The 22,319-nt window shown below is 40.6% G+C and carries 17 protein-coding genes; 7 read left to right on the top strand and 10 right to left on the bottom strand.

All coding sequences use genetic code 11. From position 1 onward, the window contains the following. Window positions 1-279: 279 nt before the first annotated feature. The 4 genes from WA1_RS21300 to WA1_RS21310 form a co-directional block, all read right to left on the bottom strand. The gene (locus tag WA1_RS21300; RefSeq protein WP_017748926.1) at window positions 280-849 is read right to left on the bottom strand and encodes a phycobiliprotein lyase; all 570 of its coding nucleotides are present in this window, start codon (window positions 847-849) and stop codon (window positions 280-282) included. 180 nt (window positions 850-1,029) lie between these two features. Beyond that, complete coding sequence (locus WA1_RS21305; RefSeq protein ID WP_017748925.1) at window positions 1,030-1,710, bottom strand: HEAT repeat domain-containing protein; 681 nt, start codon at window positions 1,708-1,710, stop codon at window positions 1,030-1,032. A gap of 53 nt (window positions 1,711-1,763) precedes the next feature. Beyond that, the gene (locus WA1_RS60080) at window positions 1,764-1,907 is read right to left on the bottom strand and encodes a hypothetical protein (protein WP_158516673.1); all 144 of its coding nucleotides are present in this window, start codon (window positions 1,905-1,907) and stop codon (window positions 1,764-1,766) included. 21 nt (window positions 1,908-1,928) lie between these two features. Further along, a complete protein-coding gene (locus tag WA1_RS21310) occupies window positions 1,929-3,374 on the bottom strand; it encodes an MFS transporter (protein ID WP_017748924.1) in 1,446 nt (481 codons plus the stop codon). Between the two features lie 118 nt (window positions 3,375-3,492). Between WA1_RS21310 and WA1_RS21315 the strand changes: the two genes are divergently transcribed. Further along, entirely contained in the window at window positions 3,493-4,005 is a 513-nt protein-coding gene (locus WA1_RS21315) for a phosphoribosyltransferase (protein ID WP_017748923.1), read from the top strand. A 59-nt stretch (window positions 4,006-4,064) separates the two neighbouring features. Here the strand turns inward: WA1_RS21315 and WA1_RS21320 are convergent, their stop codons facing one another. After that, window positions 4,065-4,985 (bottom strand): AEC family transporter, encoded by a 921-nt coding sequence (locus tag WA1_RS21320; protein WP_017748922.1) that lies wholly within the window; start codon window positions 4,983-4,985, stop codon window positions 4,065-4,067. Window positions 4,986-5,087: 102 nt separating this feature from the next. On the opposite strand from WA1_RS21320, the gene WA1_RS21325 reads away from it, so the two are divergent. Both WA1_RS21325 and WA1_RS21330 read left to right on the top strand, forming a co-directional pair. Next, window positions 5,088-5,903 (top strand): M15 family metallopeptidase, encoded by an 816-nt coding sequence (locus WA1_RS21325; RefSeq protein ID WP_017748921.1) that lies wholly within the window; start codon window positions 5,088-5,090, stop codon window positions 5,901-5,903. 251 nt (window positions 5,904-6,154) lie between these two features. Further along, window positions 6,155-7,462 carry a sensor histidine kinase gene (locus WA1_RS21330; RefSeq protein WP_017748920.1) on the top strand — a complete coding sequence of 436 codons (1,308 nt, stop codon included), beginning with the start codon at window positions 6,155-6,157 and terminating at the stop codon, window positions 7,460-7,462. Between the two features lie 30 nt (window positions 7,463-7,492). Here the strand turns inward: WA1_RS21330 and WA1_RS21335 are convergent, their stop codons facing one another. The 3 genes from WA1_RS21335 to mrdA (WA1_RS21345) all read right to left on the bottom strand — a co-directional run bounded on the left by WA1_RS21335 (window position 7,493) and on the right by mrdA (WA1_RS21345) (window position 12,747). Then, entirely contained in the window at window positions 7,493-8,536 is a 1,044-nt protein-coding gene (locus WA1_RS21335) for a tetratricopeptide repeat protein (RefSeq protein WP_017748919.1), read from the bottom strand. Between the two features lie 342 nt (window positions 8,537-8,878). Further along, a complete protein-coding gene (gene mrdA / locus WA1_RS21340) occupies window positions 8,879-10,693 on the bottom strand; it encodes a penicillin-binding protein 2 (RefSeq protein ID WP_017748918.1) in 1,815 nt (604 codons plus the stop codon). Window positions 10,694-10,932: 239 nt separating this feature from the next. After that, window positions 10,933-12,747, bottom strand: coding sequence for a penicillin-binding protein 2 (gene mrdA, locus WA1_RS21345; RefSeq protein ID WP_017748917.1), 1,815 nt, complete (start codon window positions 12,745-12,747; stop codon window positions 10,933-10,935). 221 nt (window positions 12,748-12,968) lie between these two features. On the opposite strand from mrdA (WA1_RS21345), the gene WA1_RS21350 reads away from it, so the two are divergent. Both WA1_RS21350 and WA1_RS21355 read left to right on the top strand, forming a co-directional pair. Then, window positions 12,969-14,102 (top strand): ABC transporter ATP-binding protein, encoded by a 1,134-nt coding sequence (locus tag WA1_RS21350; RefSeq protein ID WP_017748915.1) that lies wholly within the window; start codon window positions 12,969-12,971, stop codon window positions 14,100-14,102. A gap of 31 nt (window positions 14,103-14,133) precedes the next feature. Next, window positions 14,134-15,219, top strand: a complete 1,086-nt coding sequence (locus WA1_RS21355) for an ABC transporter substrate-binding protein (protein WP_017748914.1) — start codon at window positions 14,134-14,136, stop codon at window positions 15,217-15,219. Between the two features lie 205 nt (window positions 15,220-15,424). On the opposite strand, the gene WA1_RS21360 is transcribed toward WA1_RS21355, so the two are convergent. Then, the gene (locus WA1_RS21360; protein WP_017748913.1) at window positions 15,425-16,957 is read right to left on the bottom strand and encodes an N-6 DNA methylase; all 1,533 of its coding nucleotides are present in this window, start codon (window positions 16,955-16,957) and stop codon (window positions 15,425-15,427) included. 6 nt (window positions 16,958-16,963) lie between these two features. Beyond that, a complete protein-coding gene (locus tag WA1_RS21365) occupies window positions 16,964-17,620 on the bottom strand; it encodes a type II restriction-modification system restriction endonuclease (protein ID WP_017748912.1) in 657 nt (218 codons plus the stop codon). A gap of 376 nt (window positions 17,621-17,996) precedes the next feature. Between WA1_RS21365 and WA1_RS21370 the strand changes: the two genes are divergently transcribed. After that, window positions 17,997-19,394, top strand: coding sequence for an AAA-like domain-containing protein (locus WA1_RS21370; protein WP_017748911.1), 1,398 nt, complete (start codon window positions 17,997-17,999; stop codon window positions 19,392-19,394). 398 nt (window positions 19,395-19,792) lie between these two features. Continuing rightward, a complete protein-coding gene (locus tag WA1_RS21380) occupies window positions 19,793-22,066 on the top strand; it encodes an AAA-like domain-containing protein (RefSeq protein ID WP_017748910.1) in 2,274 nt (757 codons plus the stop codon). Window positions 22,067-22,319 lie beyond the last annotated feature (253 nt).

Genomic DNA, 22,319 nt, shown 5'->3' on the forward strand with positions numbered 1-22,319 from the left:
CAACCGCAGAACATCAAATTCTAACAGATACATCAGCGTGCGAAATAATTCTATTGGGGTAATATGCGGATGTTTGTTGAGGATTGTCTCAAGAGATTGGGAGCCATCTCAATACTGCAAGGGATTACGATAATTGAGATATCAGAACCCCGGTTTCACAGAAGTTACCGGGGTTCTAATTTTGGATTTTGGATTTTGAATTGAAATGCTCTGCATTTGAATTGCTTCAAACCGGGCAAACAATACTCTTTATCCCAAATTTGTATTAGTAGTCACTGGTCACTGGTCACTGGTCACTGAACTAGTTGCTTCTGCCGCTTCCGCAGGTTGACCCCCACCCATGCGAATTTCAGTCGTCAAGGTAGCCATGCTAAAACCGCCAAACCGCTTCAAAACACCAACTCGCATCCGCAAATTGGGACTGGCAAACCAAAGGCGTTCCTCAGACCACATAGTTTCGTACTCTGTTGTCAGAGTTAAGGTGTCATCACTGCCCATCTTATAGCGTCCGGCAACTGGAGCTTTCTCAGCATAGCCCATTTCCCGCAATAACTTACCTTCATTGGGATTATCTTCATCTGGTACAACAGCTAACACTGTGGAACCAGTATGCTTTTCTTCATCCCATTCCATCGTGCCATTCCAAGTTACCCTGGCACCACAGGAAGCAAGGTTGGGATCGACTTCGTTGTGCTGGCAAAGTTTGATGACTTCAGGATGATCTTTTGCCAAAGATTCAATCACAATATCCGATTTACCATCTTCCGATTGCTTAAATGCCAAATGATGACTGGTACGATGAGAGAACCATTTCCCACCACTTAATTCAAAAAACTCTTTTATATCCATAGAAAGAATCTACCTTTCTTCAAAATCCTTCTCTTCTCCCACTTACTTAAAGGTAGCAGGAGGTGTGCAAGTTAATCGATTTTGGATCTTGAACCATAGATGGACGCAGATGCACCCAGTATAGAAGAGAAACTTATCTGCGTGCGTCTGCGTGCGTCTGCGGTTATAATCATTCTTTACTTAAGCTTGATAACCTGCTTCCTCAAGTCGCTTTAAAGAAATCGTTGATGATTCAGAAACGTGTGGATGGTTATCTTTTTCTAGGTATTTTAGGGCAGAGACGCTCTTTGGGGTGGGAAGATGACCTAAAGCTTCTGCAAGACGTTGCCGCACCAACCAATCTTCTGACTGGGCAAAGCGTAGAATTAAATCTACAGACTCGACATCTTTGATTTCTCCAATTGCAGCGATCGCAGCTTGTTGCAAAACAACTTCCTCGCTGTCCAGAGCTTTGATCAGGATATCACGGGCGCGTTTGTCTTTAAGATTACCAAGAGATACGGCAGCGCTAAAGCGTACCAGCCAGTCGGTATCTTCATAAAATGCCCGCATCAAAGGTTCAACAGCTCTTTTGTCTTCTAAGTAACCTAATGCACCAGCAGCATCAGCACGCATACCGTAATCCGGATCTGTTTCTAAAATTTTGATCAGAAGGGGATAGCATTCTGCTGTTTGCTTGATGCCTAAAGCAAAAATTGCCATCGATCGCAGTTGGATAGATTCGTCATCCAATACTTTCTTGATCAAAGGAACTGCGTCTTCTGCCGGAACTTCCCTTAGAGATGCAAGGGCGACCATGCGATCGCGTAAATTGTCACTTTCTAACTGAGTGGAAATTTCCTTTATGCTTGGAGTTGCCATTTAGTTTTAAGGTATTTTTCTTATCTCTGTTTCTATTAAGTATTATTACAAATTCAAGAGATAAATGCGATCTCCTTAGTGGTGTGTATATCCGTAATCAGTGACCAGTGACCAGTGACCAGTGACCAGTGACCAGTGACCAGTGACCAGTGACCAGTGACCAGTGACCAGTGACCGATGAGCAATCCAAAATCCAAAATCCAAAATCTAAAATTGTATTACCTGTTTTGCCGTTCTTTGAGCTGCAGCACGATTTGCGCGTGCATCTCACGGGTAATTGGGTAAAAATACGTTAAAATCAGCCCAAAAATTAAACAAATCGCAGGGATGGGACCAGTCGCAATGCGGATAGCAAAAAGTGCTGACTCTGGTTGCACGGGGAGTGCGCTTTGCCCCGCAACTGCTTCTTTAAAACCAGAAGTTTCTAGGGCTATCCCGACTAAAAACAGCCCCAATGCCAAACCAAACTTTTGCAGCAAAACCATAAAGCCGTAAAAAATCCCTTCTCTTCGCTGTCCGGTTTGAAGTTCATCCAATTCAATCACATCTGGCATCATCGACCAAGGTACGAGATAGGCGGTAGAAACACCAACCCCTGCCATAACTGCTAGGACATACATTAAACCTACTTGATTGGGTTGTAAAAAAAATAGCCCTGCTTGTGCTATCAGCCATAAACTCATGCCCATAAAATAAACAGCTTTTTTCCCAAATTTCTGACTTGCTGCACTCCATACAAAGAGCATCAAAAGAGCAGTTCCTTGAACTCCGATCAGTGCTGTTGGAACATCTGATTCTTTAAGTCGCATCCAGTTAACAACAAAGTAAGGAATGATACTTGCTGTCACCTGTACGGCTAACCAGGAAAAAAGGTATATTCCAATAACGAAGAGAAAAGGTCGATTGCTAAAAACGATTTTTAGCTGCTCTTTTATAGGTATGGAGACAGTTTCCTCTTGGGCAGCAGTACGCTTGGCTTCAAAAGCCATAACGCGATCGCGAAGACCCCAAACACAGCAGTACAGCCCTAATATTGAGATTACACTACAAATTGCAGCTAACACTAGATATTGCTGTTGGCGGTTAGCTATATTATCAAAAACAACTTTTGCCAGTAGTAGGGACAAAATGCTGCCACCAATGGAAAAAGCAAAACGAAAGCTGTTAAGGCTGGTACGTTCGTCGTAATCTTGAGTCAGTTCTGGAGTCATTGCCGTGTATGGCAAGTTGACCACAGTGTAGAATACCTGTGATACCAATCCAACGACAACGTAATACCAAAATAAACCCCAAACATTAACTTTGGGATCGTCACTAAATCGAGGTATAATCCATTGCAAAAAGAAGAACAAACTAAAAGGGATTGCCCCATAGAATAACCACGGTAAACGTCGTCCCCACCTGGATTTTGTGCGATCGGTAAGTACTCCAACAAAAGGATCGTTAACTGCATCCCAAATTTTCCCAATCAGTAGTATACTGCCAGCCAACCCTGCTGAGATACCAGCGACATTAGTAAAAAAAATCATCAGAAAAAAGATGCTGATGTTTGCAGTTATTGCTGGTCCCAAGTCACCCGCACCAAAAGCAAGTTTTGTTTTTAAGTCTAGTTTTTCTGGCTGATAGACTTGTTCGGAATGAGCATCTGCGTCAGAATTGTTCATAAATCTTTAAGTTTGTAATAAAATTAATTATTGTCATTTGTCATTTGTCATGAGTTCTACTAACCACTGTACGGGCGCAATGCCTTGCGCCCCTACTAACCACTAACCACTAACCAAAATGCCAGACCTTTACGTTTCTTGGTCAGATTATCACCAAAAAATTGAACAACTGGCTGCTAAAATCTACCAGTCTAGGTGGGAATTTAACCAGATTGTTTGTCTTGCACGAGGAGGACTGAGGGTTGGAGATATTCTTTCCCGTATTTATAAGCAGCCCTTGGCAATTTTAGCAACATCATCTTACAGTGGTCTGGGAAAGCAAGAGAGAGGAAATCTCATCTTTTCTCGCCATTTAACCATGACAACTGAACATTTAGGTTCGCGCATTCTTTTAGTGGATGATTTGGTGGATTCTGGAATTACGCTTCAAAAGTGCATTCCATGGTTACAAGAAAACAGCAATTCTCCTATAGAAGACATTCGGACGGGTGTCCTCTGGTACAAAGCTTGCTCTGTTATAGTACCGGATTACTACATCGATTACCTACCAGACAACCCCTGGATACACCAACCTTTTGAACCATACGAATTAATGAATCCGGCGGATTTGGTGGTAATGGTTAGTAGTTAGTGGTTAGTTGTTGGTTGTTAGTTGTTGGTTGTTAGCTGTCAACTACTATCCACTATCCACTATCCACTAACTACTAACCACAATGGCAAAGTAAACAACAGTAGCATGGTTCCCATTGCCAATGCAGTAACTGCAAGATCGCGATCGAGGTTAAAGGTTTCAGCAAGAACTAATGTGGCAAAGGCTGGCGGCATTGCCATTTGTAGTAAAATAACTTGTGCTGCTTCTCCGGTTAAACCAAAGAGCGGTATAATGCTGCTGACCAATAAGGGAACAACTAACATTTTGATCCCCACACTCATGGTCGCTCTTGGGAAACTGCGCCAAGAATTGAGTTTGCTCAGCCGCATCCCGATTAATACAAGGGATAAGGCAACGGAACACCAAGCTACTTTCTCTAGAAAAAAATCGATGGGTTGGGGTATTTTAGCTTGTCGGAGGAGGAAACCAAATCCAAAACTCCATAAGGCTGGATTGATGAGAATGGCATGAAGCACTTGCTTGTAACTTTGAGCAGTATTGCCAAAACGGGCGGCTATTGCAACACCTAATCCGTAAGCCCCTAATGTTGTCCCCAGCAAATCGTAAAACAATGCCCATGCAAAATACTGAGTGCCAACTATTGACAGTGTGACAGGATAGCCAATATAACCTGTGTTACCCACCATTGCCGCTAGGATAAAACTACCTTGAGTCGGGTTCTGAGGTGTAGTATTAGTCAAATAGGTTTGTCCTTTAATTCCTAGCCAAGCTAAAAACGCTCCTAGTAAAATAGCTAGGAAGGCGATCGCTGGTGCAATCCAAATCGGTCCCGACAGGTCAGCTTTTCGTAAAAAAATTACAATGCTTATCGGTACTCCTACCCAGAAAAGGAACCTACCTAGTTGGGTAGGAACTGTAGCGGGTAAGTTGCGTCCCAGGATATATCCAAGAAGGACTAGACCCACTAGCAAAAGGTACAGTTCTAAGAGTTTAAACAAAACTGGGACTTATATAAGTAGATGTGAAATATTACCTAATTTTGTGTCCTTGTATCTAGTTTACAATTTTTATGGTTATTTATCAAAAGCAGGAGTGGATTTGTGAGTAATGCTGGTTTTCCCGAACAACCACAGGACACACCACCTAGTAAAAGTGAAGATATCCCGGCAGCTTTACGCGATACTCCTGATGCAGAAACTAAGGTGCGCTTCCGAGGGTTCATTTGGTTGGGTGGAGGAGTCGCGGGATTTCTCCTCCTGGCTCTGTTGAGCGGTTTGTTTTTCCTTTTTATTGAATCCAAAAAACCAAGTAATTCCAAACTTTCTCCTGCAAGTTCAAATCCTACAACTTCGCAAGAATCTGGAAATTCTGCCAAAGTTAATGATGAAGATTTTGTGTTGGGGCATTTTTCCTACTCAGAAGCCTCTTTAGCTGAACTTCAACCGATTACTGGTGATGGACGTATTAAATTGAGAGCAACTGCTGCTCAAAAATATCAAGAGATGGTAGCAGCAGCAAGAAGCGCGGGAGTTATTTTAGTTCCAATTTCCGGTTTTCGCTCCATACAAGAACAAGAACAGTTATTTTTTGTAGTTGGTGCTCAGCGAAACCAGACACCCGCACAACGAGCGGCTGTCAGCGCACCTCCCGGTCATAGCGAACATCATACAGGTTACGCTGTAGACATTGGGGATGGAGCCGCACCATCTACTAATCTCAATACTAATTTTGAAAAAACAAAAGCTTTTCAGTGGTTGCAAGCGAATGCAGCCCGTTTTAGTTTTGAGTTGTCATTTCCCAAGGAGAATCCTCAAGGAGTAAGTTATGAACCATGGCACTGGCGTTTTGTAGGCGATCGCGGTAGCTTGGAAACTTTTTACAGAGCTAAGAATTATAAACCCACCCAAGCACAATAATAAAGGGAGTAGGGAGTAGGGTAGAGAGATTTTCATGTTTGGTAATGAAATTTTTCATCGCGATTGCCTTCTTTAATCAGAGTTCTTGCAAAAGTCAATTTTTGCTGACTTTCTTGGCTTTGCGGCTTTGCGTGAGGTCAAAAAATATTTACGCAAGAAGTCTATTACCTAAGAATGGTAACTAAAACCAGTCATGAATTTTCACTCAAGACATGGGTATCCTGAGTTATAGAAAAAACTAGCTTGGCAATATGAATGCAGATGCAAATGTAAGTCTGGGAATTCACGGATACCCTTCGTTAGAGCAGTCTCAAGAACGGCTAAAACTGATAGTTCAGCAAACACCACTTATAGTCGTTGAATGGAATACTCGATTTGAGGTGCAAACTTGGAATCCAGCAGCAGAGAAAGCGTTCGGCTATCGCAAAGAGGAAGTGTTAGGTCAGCATTTCAGTTTCATTGTTCCAGAAGAATATCGTGCTTATGTGGATGATGTCGCCAAACAAATATTAGCTCAGCATGGCGGATCTCATGCAATTAATGAGAACTTGACAAAAAACGGTCAGCGTATCACCTGTGAGTGGTTTAACGCTCCAATGATTGACTCCACAGGTGAGCTTTTAGGTGGTCTTTCTGTAGCCCTAGATATTAGCGATCGCAAACGTGCTGAAGCTGCTGTCATTCAAAAAACTCAAGAACTCGAACAAGCCTTGCAAGATCTGCAAAACGCCCAACTGCAAATTGTCCAGAGCGAAAAAATGGCATCCTTAGGCAACCTTGTAGCAGGCGTTGCCCACGAAATCAATAACCCTATCGGCTTCCTCAACGGTAGCATTAACAACGCCAAAGACTACGTTCAAGACCTGCTCAGACATTTGAGGCTCTATCAGCAACATTATCCTCAAGCAGCAACACCCATTCAAAACCATGCTGAAGATATCGACCTAGAATTCTTGAGCGAGGACTTACCTAAATTACTGGACTCAATGAAAGGAGCAACAGATCGCATCACATCCATCAGTACCAGTCTCCGCACCTTCTCCCGCGCTGACACTGACTATAAAGTCAGCGCTAACTTACACGAGGGACTTGATAGCACCCTGCTCATTCTGAAATACCGCCTTAAAGCCAACGAACACCGTCCTGCTATCAATATTATGAAAGAATATGGCAAGTTGCCCCAAATCAAGTGCTTCCCCAGTCAAATAAATCAAGTGTTTATGAACATTTTGGCAAATGCGATCGATGTGTTTGACGAGATGACACAAACACAGTCATTTGTCGAACTCCGAGCCAATCGGCAACAAATTACTATTTACACGCAGGCGTTGGAAAACTGGGTACAGATCCGGATTCGTGATAATGGTAAAGGCATGACAGAAGATGTGTCAGCCAAAATCTTTGACCATTTGTTTACTACCAAAGCTGTTGGCAAAGGAACGGGATTTGGATTAGCGATCGCCCGTCAAATTGTTGTGGAAAAGCATAATGGAGAGCTTAGCGTACACTCTACACCGGGTCAAGGAACAGAATTTACAATTTTGTTGCCCGTGAAATAATAAGGCTGCAAAAACGCATCACCTCTATATCTATCGATTAATTTCCCTTTTTATTCTTAGCAAAATATGATTTGCCATCCCAATTTTACCAGCTTTCTTAAGCCAATAGTTGACTTGCTCTTCATTGCCTAAAAAATAATCGGCTTTAGCAATATAACAACAACTAACCGCTATATCAACGCCATCATTACCTACTTCCGTTAAAGGTAAAAGTATTTCTTTTCCTTCATAGTATTTACCCATTTCTATAAGAATAGCACCCCTAGTTCCTTGAACGGTTTTAAGATTGCTAGCTATTTCTAATGCTTGTAAAGACCAGTTATCTGCTTTCTGGAGATATTTTATTTCTCCGTAATTTATCACAATGGAAGCTAAAACATCTATAATATAAACTTTATCTCTAGTTAAACAGTTAGGGTGATTTAAAATCTGTTCTAGAATTTCAATTGCATTATCATATTTTTTTTGCTGTAATAATGCTTCTACTTGAAAAGCTGCATATAAAAGTTCAATATCATTGTTAAAGTAAATAAGAGAAGTATTATTTTTATCTAATGTGTATCTACTTAAGCCTAATAGCTTTTGAATAATTTTCTGCTTACTTTTTATTAAAGTATCTAGGATTTGCTTGCCATCGCTTGAATATGTTCTACCATCTTGATATGTCTTCAAAGGTATAAGGTTAGTAATGAATATTAAAAACTCTATACTAGATAAATTGCTAATGATTTCTATAAATTCTAAATTATTAGAAATAAAATAGAGAAGTAAGCCTAAAAATAAATTACTCAATGGTCCGCTTATGTGTATGAGTATAAGCTTAGATTTTAACCCTTGTTGAGCTATATTAGATATATTAGTAAATCCACCTGTAGGAATAGCTTTTATCTCAATTAATGTATTCAAAATTTTGTAATTTAGTATTGTTCTACCTACTCCTATTCTTACAAGATAGGGATTAAATCTTAATATTTTAGCTGTCATAAAATGACCCATTTCATGACAAAAAATTGAAAAATATAGCCAAATTAAAATAGTAAAAATAAAGGCTAATTCTATAGCTAATCGGTGCATATATATGTAGGATTGCTCAAATCGTAGAAAATCAATACTTTCCTCTTGACTTAGTATCCCCGATTAAGCAATTATTTTTAGCAGTGATAGTACGAGAATTAGATAAAGACTTTGCTTTTAGTAAGGTATAAAAAATAAGTAGCCATTATGAAATGCGTACACTAGTTGTAGGTAGGGCAATACCAACCCTAAGCCTAAAGCGCCGATACAGAAATCACACTCAACCCGGTAACTTCATCGTTGAGCATACGAGATATCAAGCTTGACCACAGAGAGAAACCGGGTTTTTTGCCTTCTTTTTGAATACTGTATCGGTGCTCTAGTCCTCAGTTCCTATCTTTTTCAGTTCCCTGCTTTCTGAGACTTACTAGGAGATTTGTGCCGGAAATATTCTTCCATAACTTGCAGTACCATAGGAGCTGCAACGCTACCGCCACCACCGCCAGAGTGTTCGGCAAATGCTAAAACCACAATTTCCGGCTTATCATATGGACCATATGCACCAAACCAAGCATGATTTGCTTTCACTCGCCGCTTCCATGCTTCTGCAGTACCGCTTTTACCAGAGGAGGGAGGAATGGTTTGGACATTCAGTGCTTTCCCCGTACCCTCAGATACAACTTTCCTCAAGCCTTCGCGCAAAACTTTCACGGTACTTGGCTTCATGTTTAGCGATTCCCGCCAATTTTTTAATTCTTCGTTGTCTTTCAGTAAGTGCGGTTTTACTCGATAGCCACCGTTGGCTGGAACAGCAAACATGACAGCAACTTGTAGCGGTGTCGTTTGTAAAGCGCCTTGACCGATAGACATATTAATACTATCTCCCACAGTCCAGGGCATTTTCCACACTCTTTGCTTCCATGCTTCGTCTGGAACGTTCCCTTTGGTTTCTTCAGAGACAAACTCTACTCCTGTTTTCTTACCAAACCCGTATTTGCGAGTCCATTCAATTAAACCCGGTCCACCAACGCCTCGACCAATTTGGTAGAAAAATGTATCGCTACTCCATGCCATAGCCCCTGTAAATCCTAGCGGACCGAATCCTGCATGGTTCCATTCCCCAAAAGTCACCCCACCAACTGTCAGAGAACCATAGGTTTGCAGGACTGTGTTGGGAGAAAACTTGCCTGATTCTAACCCAGCTGTTGTAGTCACAATTTTAAAAGTACTGGCGGGTGGGTAAGCACTGCTGACAGCGCGATTGAGCAAAGGATGGTTTTCGCCCTGCACGGTTTGCCAATCTTTTTTAGAAACTTTTTGCTTGGAAAAAATATTTGGGTCAAAAGTGGGATGAGATACCATTGCTAAAACAGCACCTTTATTTGGATCGAGGGCAACAATAGAACCGTCACGACCATTTAAAGCTTTTTCAGCTGCCTTTTGCAGGTTTAAATCTAAAGTTAGGTGGATATCATTCCCTGCTTTTGCTTGTTTTTCTCCCAATACCCGAATGGGGCGACCTTTACCATCTACCTCCACTTGCTGACCGCCCCATTCACCACGCAATGTTTTTTCATACGCCTTTTCTACACCCATCTGACCGATGACATCACCAAGTCGATAACCGTCTTTTTTCTTTTCTCTCAACTGTTTTGATGTTAATTCTCGTGTATAACCTAATACATGAGCTAAGGCCTGTCCGTGAGGATAAAAGCGAACGGCTTCCGTATGAATTTCCACAGTTTGCAGTTCATTTGCATACTCTTTCAAGGCAGTAATTTCCGCTTCGTTAAGGTCGCGGGCAATCCGCACAAGAGTCATGTTTGGACCAGCTTCTTCTAATTTCTTGATAATTTCGTCTTCGGGCATATCAATAATTTTTGACAAACGCGGACCGACAACTGACCATGATGGTTTTGTATGTGACATAGGCCATAGGTACACAGAACGAGGATAGCGAGTTGTGGCTAGCAGTTTGCCATTGCGATCGAAGATATTGCCTCGTTCTGGTTGTTTAGAAATCATCCGAATCCGGTTTGACTCGGCTCTTTCTCGAAGTTTTGGTCCCTCAACAATTTGTAAGTATGCTAGACGAGCGCCAATGCCCGCAGTTAGTAGTAAAGTAAATATGATTAAAAATAAGGGCTGAGAACCACGTCCAACGGTACGTGTTTCTCTTTTTTTAGTTAGCGGTTGAGGAGATTGCAGTAGCGCCATATAACAACCAGGAATTGCGAGAACAGAAGTATTTGTATACGATTGCACAAAGATTTTACCTAGTTTTTAGGAAACTAACTAGAGTAGTGTGGCTTTATGTAATATGTTTTAGCTAAAGAATAAACCAAGGAGTCATCGGTAATCTGCTTAGCAGAATACAAGAAAGGGAGTGGGGAGTGGGGAACTCGGGGCCCCCTCTGGGGATAAGGGGCAATGGGGAGTGGGGAGTGGGGTAATTGTTATGGTGGAGATTTTTTGTATTTACTGGGATTCTTCTTGTGGAAGTACTCCTCTAACACCTGTAAAACCATAGGTCCACAATCGCTACCTCCATGTCCGCCAGAGTTTTCACCAAACGCTACCACCACAATTTCTGGTTTATCTGCTGGAGCATATGCCCCAAACCAAGTATGATTGGGACGACCAACTCCAGCCTCAGCAGTGCCACTTTTTCCAGACGATGGAGCAATGGATGGTAAGTTCAAACGCTTACCCGTCCCCTCAGTCACCACCTTCCGCAGTCCATCGCGAAGAATTCCGATAGTACTTGACTTCATGTTTAATGATTCCCGCCATTTTTTTGATTCTTCGTGGTCTTTGAGCAGATGAGGTTTGACTCGATAACCACCGTTAGCTGGAACAGAGAACATAATAGCTGATTGCAGTGGCGTGACTTGTAGCGCACCTTGTCCAATGGACATATTAATGGTGTCCCCTACAGTCCAAGGAATTTTCCATGCTTTCCGCTTCCATTTCTCATCGGGAACTAATCCTTTTGACTCCTCGTCTATCAGCTCAACTCCAGTTTTCTTGCCAAAGCCATACTTACGCGTCCATTCAATCAAGGTAGGACCGCCCACTCCCTTACCAATTTGGTAAAAGAAAGTGTCGCTACTCATTGCCATTGCCTTTGGAAATCCCACTGGTCCGAATCCAGCATGGTTCCACTCTCCAAAGGTTACGCCACCAATGGTTAAAGAACCGTAAGTTTGCAGCACTGTACCAGGAGAAAATTTTCCCGATTCCAATCCCGCAGTTGTGGTGATGATTTTAAAGGTACTGGCGGGAGGGAAAGCACTCAGGGCGCGATTGACGAGAGGATTGTTTTTCCCTTGTACGCTTTCCCAATCTTTTTGAGTCAGCTGTTGTTTGGAAAAAATATTGGGGTCAAAGGTGGGGTGAGATACCAGTGCTAGGACTTCCCCATTGTTTGGATTGATTGCGACAATGGCACCTTTGGGAAATGTTAAAGCTTTTTCAGCTGCCTTTTGTAAATTTAAATCTATGGTCAGGTGGATATCATTGCCAGCTTTTGCCTGTTTTTCTCCCAACACGCGAATTGGACGACCTTTGCTATCTACTTCTACCTGCTGACCGCCCCATTCTCCTCGCAACAACTTTTCATATGCTTTTTCTACCCCCATTTGACCGATGACATCTCCAAGTCGATAACCTTCTTTTTTCTTTTTTCTCAACTGTGCTTGGGTTAATTCACGAGTATAACCAATGACATGGGCTACGGCTTCACCATTAGGGTAATAGCGTACTGCTTCTGTATGAATTTCAACGTCTTGGAGTTCGTTTTCATACTCTTTTATAGCTGTGACTTCAGCTTCATTCAGGTCGCGTGCTATCCGTACAAGGGTTGTTGCATCCGGACCCGCTTCGTCTAATTTCTGTTCTATATCCTCTTGAGGGATTTTAAGAACCTGCTCGAGACGCGAACTGACAACTGACCAGGATGGTTTTTTATGCGCCATAGGCCACAGGTACACAGAACGGGGATAGCGTGTTGTTGCTAACAGTTTGCCATTGCGATCGAAAATGTTACCTCGTTCTGGTTGTTTGAGGATTGTCCGTATCCGGTTTGCTTCTGCTCTTTGTCGCAGTTTTGGACCTTCAACAATTTGTAAATATACTAAGCGAGTGTTAATACCGGCCATCATCACAATGGTAAATATGATAAAAAATATAGACTGGTAATTTTTACCAACAGTGCGTAAGCCTTTATCTCCGAGAAATCCACTAAATCCAGATGATTTTAAGGAAGCCATAAAACAATCCCATTATCAGCAATAATTCTTTTTGATATAAAATGATTGGGAAAAATATTAAGAATATTAAGTGTATTTACGGGCAAAATAAACTTAATAGTATATTTTTCTGTAAGTTCTTTTTGACCGATAGAATAAACCAAAGTGTAACTTGTCATTTGCCTAATCGACTACATTTATTAACTAAAACACTTATACTCTCACCGATTAAACTAAGAACTATGGCTCAGACTCTAATCCAGAATCAAGGGGGAACCGCAGGTTTTGAACCACTAGATGTGGAGTTACTTAACGTTTTTAAGTTTTTTAACCAGGAAAGAGCAGTCCACGGAGTAGACTTGGATATTCGACAAGGAGAATTTTTTAGTATCCTTGGTCCTTCTGGTTGTGGAAAGACGACTACACTTCGGCTTATTGCAGGGTTTGAAAGAGCAGATGCAGGTCAAGTGTTAATTCGCGGTGAGTCTATGACTAGTGTTCCCCCATATCGCCGACCTGTTAACACTGTGTTCCAAAGTTATGCTCTGTTTAACCACTTAAATGTTTGGGAGAACGTTGCTTTTGGATTGCGGCTCAAAAAATTCCGCAAGAAGGAAATAGAAAGCAGAGTCACACAAGCTCTAGAATTGGTGAAGTTGGATGGTTTGCGATCGCGTTTTCCCAATCAACTCTCAGGAGGACAACAGCAAAGGATAGCCTTGGCAAGAGCGATCGTCAACCGTCCTGCAGTGTTGCTGTTAGATGAACCCCTTGGGGCGCTTGATTTAAAATTAAGAAAAGAAATGAGGGTTGAACTTTCCAATTTACACAAAGAATTGGGATTGACCTTCATCATGGTGACTCACGATCAAGAAGAGGCGCTGTCTTTATCGGATCGGGTTGCTGTCATGAATCAAGGCAAAATTGAACAAGTAGGTACTCCCAGCGAAATTTACGAACAACCCCAAACAGTATTTGTTGCTGATTTTATTGGCGATACCAATTTATTAGCAGGTGAAATCACAGGTGTAGACGCTTTTAACATTCAACTGTTAACAAAAACAGGGCTTTCCATTGTTGTGGCTCGTGAGGAAAATACACCAACAGAATTATCACAAGCGGTAGTTGTGAGCGTGCGTCCTGAAAAAATACAGCTATCGCTTTATAAACCCAGCGTAGAAAATAACTGCTTTGAAGGACGGTTAGTTAATATTATGTATTTGGGAACGCACATCAATTATGTTGTGCAATTAATTAACGGTTTACAGATTAATGTTTTACAACCCAACACATTTGTTAATTGGCCAGATCGTGAAACTCCTATCTATGCTTGGTGGACAGAAAGTGATTGTTTGGCTTTAGTCAGTGACCAGTGACCAGTGACCAGTGACCAGTGACCAGTGACAAATGACTAGCAGAAGAGGATTTATTACAGGAATAGCAGCACTATCTGGCTTGTCCCTAGCAGGCTGTGGTTGGCGACTTGGGAACGTGCGAGCATCGGCTACAATAGGTTCCCGCGATCAAATGTATATCTACACGTGGGAACAATACACTAATAAGGATTTACTAAAAACTTTTAGCGCTCAAACGGGGATCAGAGTATTGGCAGATTTGTATGATTCCAATGAAGCCATGCTCAGTAAAATCCAAGCGGGAGGTGGTAGTGCCTATAGTGTGGTTTACCCAAGTGATTATATGGTACGGAAAATGGTAGACTTGGGATTACTGACAAGATTAGAGCGCGATCGCATCATCGGATTAGATAATTTATTTCCCAGGTTTCAAAATCCTATCTACGATCCCAATAACCGTCATAGCATTCCTTTTAGTTGGGGAACAACAGGTTTTATTTATAATACTGAAAAGCTAAAAACTCCACCTGATAACTGGGACTATCTTTGGGAAAACAAACAACTTCTGTCAAAGCGGATGACATTGATGAACGATTTCCGAGAAGTCATGGGTGCAGTTTTGAAGATGCTTGGCTACTCTTACAACTCAACAAATGAAAATGAAATTAAACAAGCTTTTGACACGCTAAAGGTTCTTAAACCAGATGTTGCAGCCTTTACAACCGATGCATGGCGCAACCAAATTGTTGCAGGAGACTTACTCCTAGCAATGTGTTATTCATCAGATGCTGTCAAAATTGTTAAAGAAAATCCTAAACTGAAGTATGTCATTCCCAAAAGTGGTTCTTCTTTATGGACTGACACCGTTGTTATTCCCAAGACAGCCCCCAATATTGAAGCAGCTTATGCTTGGATAAACTTAATTTTACGACCGGACGTTGCATCTGAAATGAGCCAAAGCTTAAATCTTTCCACTCCCAACCGTGCTGGATTTGAGCAATTGCCCAAAAACATACAAAATAATTCCAGTTTGTTTCCCTCAGAAGCAATTTTAGCAAAGTGCGAACGTGTAGCTCCTTTGGAGCAACAAATTGAAGCACTTTACGAGCGTTACTGGATTGAGTTAACTAGTAGTTAATGTCATTGGTCATTGGCTATAGAAAACTCATAAAAACCTTATAATAGACATCTCCAGAAAAGATGTAGGGGCGCAATGCCTTGCGCCCCTACTAAGACTTTGGGGTAATGCATATTTAATTTTTGGAGATGTCTAATGGAGAATACATCTAGATCCCCGACTTCTTAAAAGAGTCGGGGGTCTGGCTAGGGTTAAATTTCTAAATTTAGTTTGTAACCAAGTTAAGACTTAATTGTATTGAATTTGAAAGTTGCTGACTGGAATTTTTGGCAATGTAACTATCATACTCCTCTTCTCGATTCAAAACCCGTGCTAGCAAACGTAAATTTAATCGCTTGAGCAATTCAATAGTGATTGGTCGCTTATCACTCCAGAAAATCATTGACTCTAAAAACTCTCTAGCAGGTTTTGAATTCAATAAACTAACAAGAAAATCAGCTTCAGATTGTGACTGACATGGTAAAAAGTAAACTGTATCATCAAAGACAACAGGTTGATTATCAATTAAACCGACTTGCACGAAATTAAGAGTTTTATAAAACCCTGAGATAGCTACTTTCCAAGGTGCAAAAGTATATTCTCCTATCCCAAAAACAGAAAATTCTGGACGATTCCGATAAATAGAACTGCGGCGCTTTGATAAATCTTGTTTATAATTTTGAAGATAATTCCAAATATGAGGAGCATCAAACTTCAAGTGAGTTGTATCTTCTCCAATAGAACGCTGTGTAACGAGAACATATTTTCTACAATTAGACAGACGACCATTACCAATATCTGAACTTTTTAAAAGAGGATAAACCCATTCTTTGTCTAGATAAAAAATAGCACTATATCCGTTGCGGTATTTATCGACTTCACGTTCTAGTTCCATGACATTAGAACAGTCATGTTTCAAACCGGAACGCCAAATATAATCTAAATCCTTCCCTCTCAAATGTGACCAACGCTTATAGTTTATTACATTGGACACAAGTGTATTATCATGATACCCTATCACTGGTAATGGTTTTTGCTCTGACAAATCCTCAAAAATTTCACAAGTACTTGATAGCTCTCCATCTCCAATTTGTAAGATGAATAGACAGGCATCTACAGAAGCGTTAAAGTATTTCAGCGTATCTATTTTATAGATCTGGGCGCGGATAATCCTATGTTTATACTGCCAAACATAATTTAGAATTTTTCTAGCAACTGACGTTTTGCATAATATAGCAATTGTACCAGTACGTGCTCTCAACCATTCCAAATGCTGTAGCAACATCCATTCAGAAATATCAAAATTGCTTTTACCCGTTAAAGCATCGTATCCACTTTTTTCTTGAAAATTTGATTTTTTGGGTAAATTAGAACTTTCTAATACCCCTAAATCGGAATTAGTTACCCAAGGTGGATTACCAAGAATCAGTAGGGGATCGGGTAATGTTTTGAGAATTTCAGACCAATTTAAGCTAAAAAAATTCCCATGAATAATATCTATAGGTAAAGATTTTTCTTCAATCTTAGTCATGAGGTAATTCAAATGCTCCTGACTCATATCAACCCCTACCAATTTAGTAAGATTTAAAAATCCTTTGCAAGCTGCCAATAAAAAGGCTCCACGTCCACAGGTTGGTTCTAAAACAGATTGTGGTGCTATACCTAATCTCTGAACAAGCTGAGTAACCTCTAAGGCTAAATCTTGTGGTGTTTGAAAATCACCAGATTCCCATATGTTTTTAGCTTTATGTTGTACCATTTCACTTTATCTTATTTTAAGAATACCGCTAATCTCTCCTGCTTTCTGTATAACACGACTGTACTGAAGCCGCCATTGGAAAGCATTTGATATTGTTAAATAACCTTGTTCGGGAGGATTGTTAAGTAACTCCTCTGCAATATTGCGTGCTTCTATCTCATCGACTGGTAGATTACGATCCATTATAAAAGCAACTAAGTCGTCAGAATTACCATCATTGGCAAGAATATTTAGGATACCACGAGTCATTTGATAATCCGCAGTACGGCTTGGCTCAATAAAGATAGTATGGTGCATATCTAACCTACTAGTTCTATACTGATGGTCATCTGTCTTTTCGTAAACAAAAATTAGCAGCCCATATCCAAGACCAAAAATTTTTTGCCGAGCCGATTTAAACGGACATGAAGACTGCGGTTGTCGGATGCTTGTAACTTTTATATCTATATTTAAATCTGGAAAATCTATTCCAGAAGCGGAATTTCCCAGTCCAAACTCATATGACAAAGCCAAATATGTCCGAAATTTTTGTTCCAGATAAGTTCCAACAGCTTTTCCATCAGTAACACCAAACAATGATGGTTCGTCGTAGATACTTTCTACCTCAGAAAACTTAACAGCTTCCTCTATAAGTAAATCAAGTGTCAGCAATGGCTTTACCATATAACTCACCTTTCATAGCAAGATACAGGATTGTTTTACCTGCTTTATTGCCTCAAATCACCTTTGTGGTCTATAACCATATATAAAGTTTAATGTCAACCCCCTAACCGTTAAATTTTAATGCGTTTGCTCTAGGAACCTGGCAGTCCCTACTTCTAAAATACATATTAAAAAAATTAATTATATGCTTGCTCAACTCAGGCAGAAAAAACGGTATTATAATTTGTAATATATCTTCCGTGGTTGTGGTCGAGATTTATAGTATCGAGCAATAAGAGGGCGTTTGGACAAGATTTAATATAATCATTCTCGCTATTGTCCTAAAAGCGAGGCCGTGAAGTCAATTCACAGGTAGAAAAATAGTCCGAAATTCCCCATGACTCTTGATTCTCTACTTGCAATTGTAAATCACAAGCTATTGGAAACCCAAAATCGTCCTCTGAATGATACAGAGACACTCATTCTGCGGGGTATTTGGCAGAGTCAAACCTACAGTCAAATGGCTCAAGCAGGAGGATATAGTCCTGGCTACTTGACTAATGTCGTTGCTCCGGGGTTATGCCAAAAGCTCTCACTGATTATTGGCAGGCGCGTGACCAAAAAAAACTGTCGGGCGCTGTTAGAGTTTTATGCAACTGCACAAGCTTACCAAACGATAACGACATCGCCAAGACAACTTCCTACTCACATTTGGACAAATAAACAAAAACTCCCTCGCTTTCCGAGTGGTTCTGTTCCTCTTGATTCACCTTATTATATTCAAAACACTGCTATTCAGGAGCAAGCTTTTGCAGAAATCAGCAAACCAGGAGCTTTAATTCGGCTCGAAGCGCCAAGGGAGATGGGTAAAACTTCTCTGCTGTTAAGAATTTTGGAATACGCTCATCATCTTGGTTATCGCACTGTTAGCCTAAATTTAGAAGAGCATCTTGAGGGAGAAATTTTAACCGACCTCAATCGATTTTTGCGCTGGCTGTGCGCTAATATTTCTTTGCAATTGGGGCTTGAGCCAAAACTAGACGACTATTGGGATTGGGATCTCGGTAGTAAGGTGAGTTGCTCTTTGTTCTTGCGGAATCACGTGCTTGAGCAGACTGGCTCTCCAATAGTTCTAGCATTGGATGATGTCAATCATATTTTTGAATATCCACAAGTGGCAAAAGAATTTTTCCCTTTGTTGCGATCGTGGTATGAAGAAGCTAAAAGACAGCCCATTTGGCAAAAGCTGCGTCTGATTGTCATACATTCCGCAGAAGTCTATATGCCTTTACAACTTCATCAATCACCGTTTAATGTGGGATTGCCGATTCAGTTAAGAAACTTTAACTTGGCTCAAGTACAGCAGTTATCCCAGAATTACGGGATTGATTGGGCAGATGATAATGAGGTAAAATTTCTAACAGATATGGTCGGGGGGCATCCAGCACTAGTCCATCTGGCACTATATCACCTAAGTGGTGGTGAAATAAGTCTAACGCAACTTCTCGAAGATGCTCCTACACCAGTGGGCATTTACTATCATCACTTGCAGCGTCATTGGGCAGCTTTACAGGCACAACCAAAACTTGCATCTGCTTTTGAAAGGGTCATGCATACCACTAACCCTGTATCACTAGAATCCTTACTCGCTGACAAGCTTAGTAGTATGGGATTAATTAAGTTGGAGAACGATCGCGCAATTCCCAGTTGTCAGTTGTATCGGCAGTATTTTCTGCGAAAGTTTTCCTCTCCTAGCAGTCAACTTAGTACACCACTAAACATGAAAATTATCTAACCCCCAATCCGCTCATGAATTTGAAAAAGCTAGTATAATACTGAGTAAATACAACCATGAGAAAGTCCCCACTAAAAAGTTTTGTAATATTAAGACTATAATTTGATTTTTGAAATATGGGTTTGGTGGGCTTTAGCCCTAGAAAATAAAAATTTTGCGATACTTTGGAGAGCATTAGGAAAATTAGTTGAAAGGATAATAGGCTTTACTAGAACAATTTATACTGGCTCGATAATAACGAGAATAATTCTATAAAACCCCTTGAAATAAAGTGAAGTGCAGATAATGGAAAAATCATATTAATTTCATAGATCGTCTATCGTTAAAGAAACAGTTATCACAGTTAAAACAATTGCTAATAACAATCAAATTTTGCAAATTGTGAGTACGTTTTATAGATGAGTAGGTTAGTTGTTTTAAGCTTGGGTCAGGGAAACTTGCGTGATGGCTTTGCTGCTGTTACCGCACAAGTTGGTGAAGCTAGCAACCCCTACCACATGAAAATGATTGCTAGTTTACCAGCCGCACCAAAAATTCTAGAACTTTATCAAAACTGGCAAGCGCTTTATTATGCTTTCTATCAACGCCTGAGTTGTTGGCGTACTGGTGTTGAAACAGATGATTATCTTGAAATTTCAGAAGTGGGACTGACTCATGTTTCTGATGTTGATATCGTCAAGTTATCTCAAAAGCTGTCAAAAAGACTCAATGCATGGCTGGATTCAAGAGAATTTCGCAAAATTGATCGGCAATTACGTACACAATTAAAACCATGTGATGAAATTCGCTTGATTATAGAAACTAATGATGATTTATTGAGACATCTGCCTTGGCATTTGTGGGAGTTTTTTGAGGATTATCCCTATGGAGAAATTGCTTTAAGTGCAACAGAATATCAAAATTCTAATAGATTACCTGTTAATCACCGAAAATTTCAACTGAGAATTTTGGCAATTTTTGGAAACGCTCAAGGGATTGATATCAGTCACGATAGAATTTTTTTAGAAAAATTATCCCATCGAGCAGAAATTGAATTTTTAGTTGAGCCAAGTTTACGCAATTTGAATGACCATCTTTGGCAGCAAGGTTGGGATATTCTTTTTTTTGCAGGTCATAGTTCCAGTCAAGAAAAAGGGATTTTGCAAATCAATCCCACAGATACAATTTCCCTTGAGAATCTGAGGTACGCTCTCAAGGAAGCGATCGGTCGTGGGTTGAAGCTCGCAATTTTTAACTCCTGTGATGGTTTGGGGTTGGCGCAGCAACTCGAAGATTTGAACATACCTCAAGTCATTGTCATGCGGGAGGCTGTTCCAGATGTGGTTGCTCAAGAATTTTTAAGATATTTCATAGCTGAATTTTCCTCGGGTAAATCCTTATATACTGCGGTGCGTTCTGCACGAGAAAGATTGCAAGCATTAGAGAAAGAATATCCTTGTGCGACTTGGCTACCAGTTATTTTCCAAAACCCAGCCGAATCGTCAATAGTTTGGTTGCAGGATGGTGTTCGGATTGAGTGGGAGGACATGGTGAATTCGCCAAAGTTAACTCCTGGTTTTAATCTTAGGGGGATGCAACCAGAAATGCGATCGCCATTTGTCACTCCAGTTCGCCCCCAACCCATCAATCTCGATAGAGACGTATTACCTCCGTATCCCAGTGGTTCTGTTCCCTTAGACTCCCCTTACTATATTGAAAATACTGCAGTTGGCACACAGATTTACAGAGAAATTACTAAACCGGGCGCTTTAATTCGGATTAAGGCTCCAATGTCCATGGGGAAAACTTCTCTGTTGTCAAGAATTCTGGAATATGCCAACTGCATTGGCTACCGCACAATCAGCCTAAACTTTGAAGAACAAATTGACCAGGAAATTCTGAGTGATTTGAATCGATTCTTGCGTTGGCTGTGTGCGAATATTTCCCGTCAGCTTCATATAGAGCCAAGATTGGATGATTATTGGGATGAAGACATTGGGAGTAAAGTCAGTTGTTCGCTGTACTTGCGAAACTACGTGCTCGAACAAATTGATTCGCCTGTAGTTTTGGCTTTGGATGAGGTGAACCAAATTTTTGAACATCCCCAGGTAGCGAAAGAATTTTTGCCGTTGTTGCGATCGTGGTACGAAGAAGCGAAAAGACGACCGATTTGGCAAAAGCTGCGTCTGATTGTGGTTCATTCAACAGAAGTGTATGTTCCCTTGCAACTTCATCAGTCACCATTCAATGTCGGGCTTCCGATTCAGTTACAAAGCTTTAGTTTTGAACAAGTCAAGCAGTTAGCTCTACGCTATGGATTGGGTTGGAAAGATGGTTTAGAAGCAAAACTTTTGATGGATATGGTTGGAGGACATCCAGCGCTGGTACATTTAGCGTTCTATCACCTCAGTCAGCAAGAGATAACTTTGACACAGCTGCTGCAAAATTCTTCCACGCCCAAGGGCATATACTACCATCACTTGCAACGACATTGGGCAACCTTGGAAGCACAACCGGAATTAGCATCTGCTCTTTATACAGTGATAAATACTACAGAACCTGTGCAGTTAGAATCTGTTATTGCTTATAAGCTCAGTAGTATGGGGTTGATTAAATTGGATAATCATCAAGCAACTCCAAGCTGTCAGTTATATCGTGAGTATTTTAAATCTAAGTTTCCTCTTTTTAAGTAATTGATGAGTTGAAAACTTTGAGAAAAGGTAGTGTGTACATTTTGCAATTTTGATTTTGTAGTTATCGGAATTGCGGACGGTGCTTGTCCCAATACTGCTTGGTTAACGATAGTTAAAGTCCAGAAACCCGGTTTCTCAAAGAAACCGGGTTTCTTTATTTCACGATTCAATTAGAATTGCTATATTATATATAAATCTTGTTATATAAATCTCATACAAAACTCATATTTTCTATAAATATAAAAAAATGTAA

The organism is Scytonema hofmannii PCC 7110 (genome assembly GCF_000346485.2).
Taxonomy (GTDB): domain Bacteria; phylum Cyanobacteriota; class Cyanobacteriia; order Cyanobacteriales; family Nostocaceae; genus Scytonema; species Scytonema hofmannii.

Excerpts from the sequence above, each read along its gene's own strand:
- WA1_RS21300 (WP_017748926.1), bottom strand. The coding sequence starts at position 849 with ATGGATATAAAAGAGTTTTTTGAATTAAGTGGTGGGAAATGGTTCTCT.
- WA1_RS21305 (WP_017748925.1), bottom strand. The coding sequence starts at position 1,710 with ATGGCAACTCCAAGCATAAAGGAAATTTCCACTCAGTTAGAAAGTGAC.
- WA1_RS21310 (WP_017748924.1), bottom strand. The coding sequence starts at position 3,374 with ATGAACAATTCTGACGCAGATGCTCATTCCGAACAAGTCTATCAGCCA.
- WA1_RS21315 (WP_017748923.1), top strand. The coding sequence starts at position 3,493 with ATGCCAGACCTTTACGTTTCTTGGTCAGATTATCACCAAAAAATTGAA.
- WA1_RS21330 (WP_017748920.1), top strand. The coding sequence starts at position 6,155 with ATGAATGCAGATGCAAATGTAAGTCTGGGAATTCACGGATACCCTTCG.
- WA1_RS21335 (WP_017748919.1), bottom strand. The coding sequence starts at position 8,536 with ATGCACCGATTAGCTATAGAATTAGCCTTTATTTTTACTATTTTAATT.
- mrdA (WP_017748918.1), bottom strand. The coding sequence starts at position 10,693 with ATGGCGCTACTGCAATCTCCTCAACCGCTAACTAAAAAAAGAGAAACA.
- mrdA (WP_017748917.1), bottom strand. The coding sequence starts at position 12,747 with ATGGCTTCCTTAAAATCATCTGGATTTAGTGGATTTCTCGGAGATAAA.
- WA1_RS21350 (WP_017748915.1), top strand. The coding sequence starts at position 12,969 with ATGGCTCAGACTCTAATCCAGAATCAAGGGGGAACCGCAGGTTTTGAA.
- WA1_RS21355 (WP_017748914.1), top strand. The coding sequence starts at position 14,134 with ATGACTAGCAGAAGAGGATTTATTACAGGAATAGCAGCACTATCTGGC.
- WA1_RS21360 (WP_017748913.1), bottom strand. The coding sequence starts at position 16,957 with ATGGTACAACATAAAGCTAAAAACATATGGGAATCTGGTGATTTTCAA.
- WA1_RS21365 (WP_017748912.1), bottom strand. The coding sequence starts at position 17,620 with ATGGTAAAGCCATTGCTGACACTTGATTTACTTATAGAGGAAGCTGTT.
- WA1_RS21370 (WP_017748911.1), top strand. The coding sequence starts at position 17,997 with ATGACTCTTGATTCTCTACTTGCAATTGTAAATCACAAGCTATTGGAA.
- WA1_RS21380 (WP_017748910.1), top strand. The coding sequence starts at position 19,793 with ATGAGTAGGTTAGTTGTTTTAAGCTTGGGTCAGGGAAACTTGCGTGAT.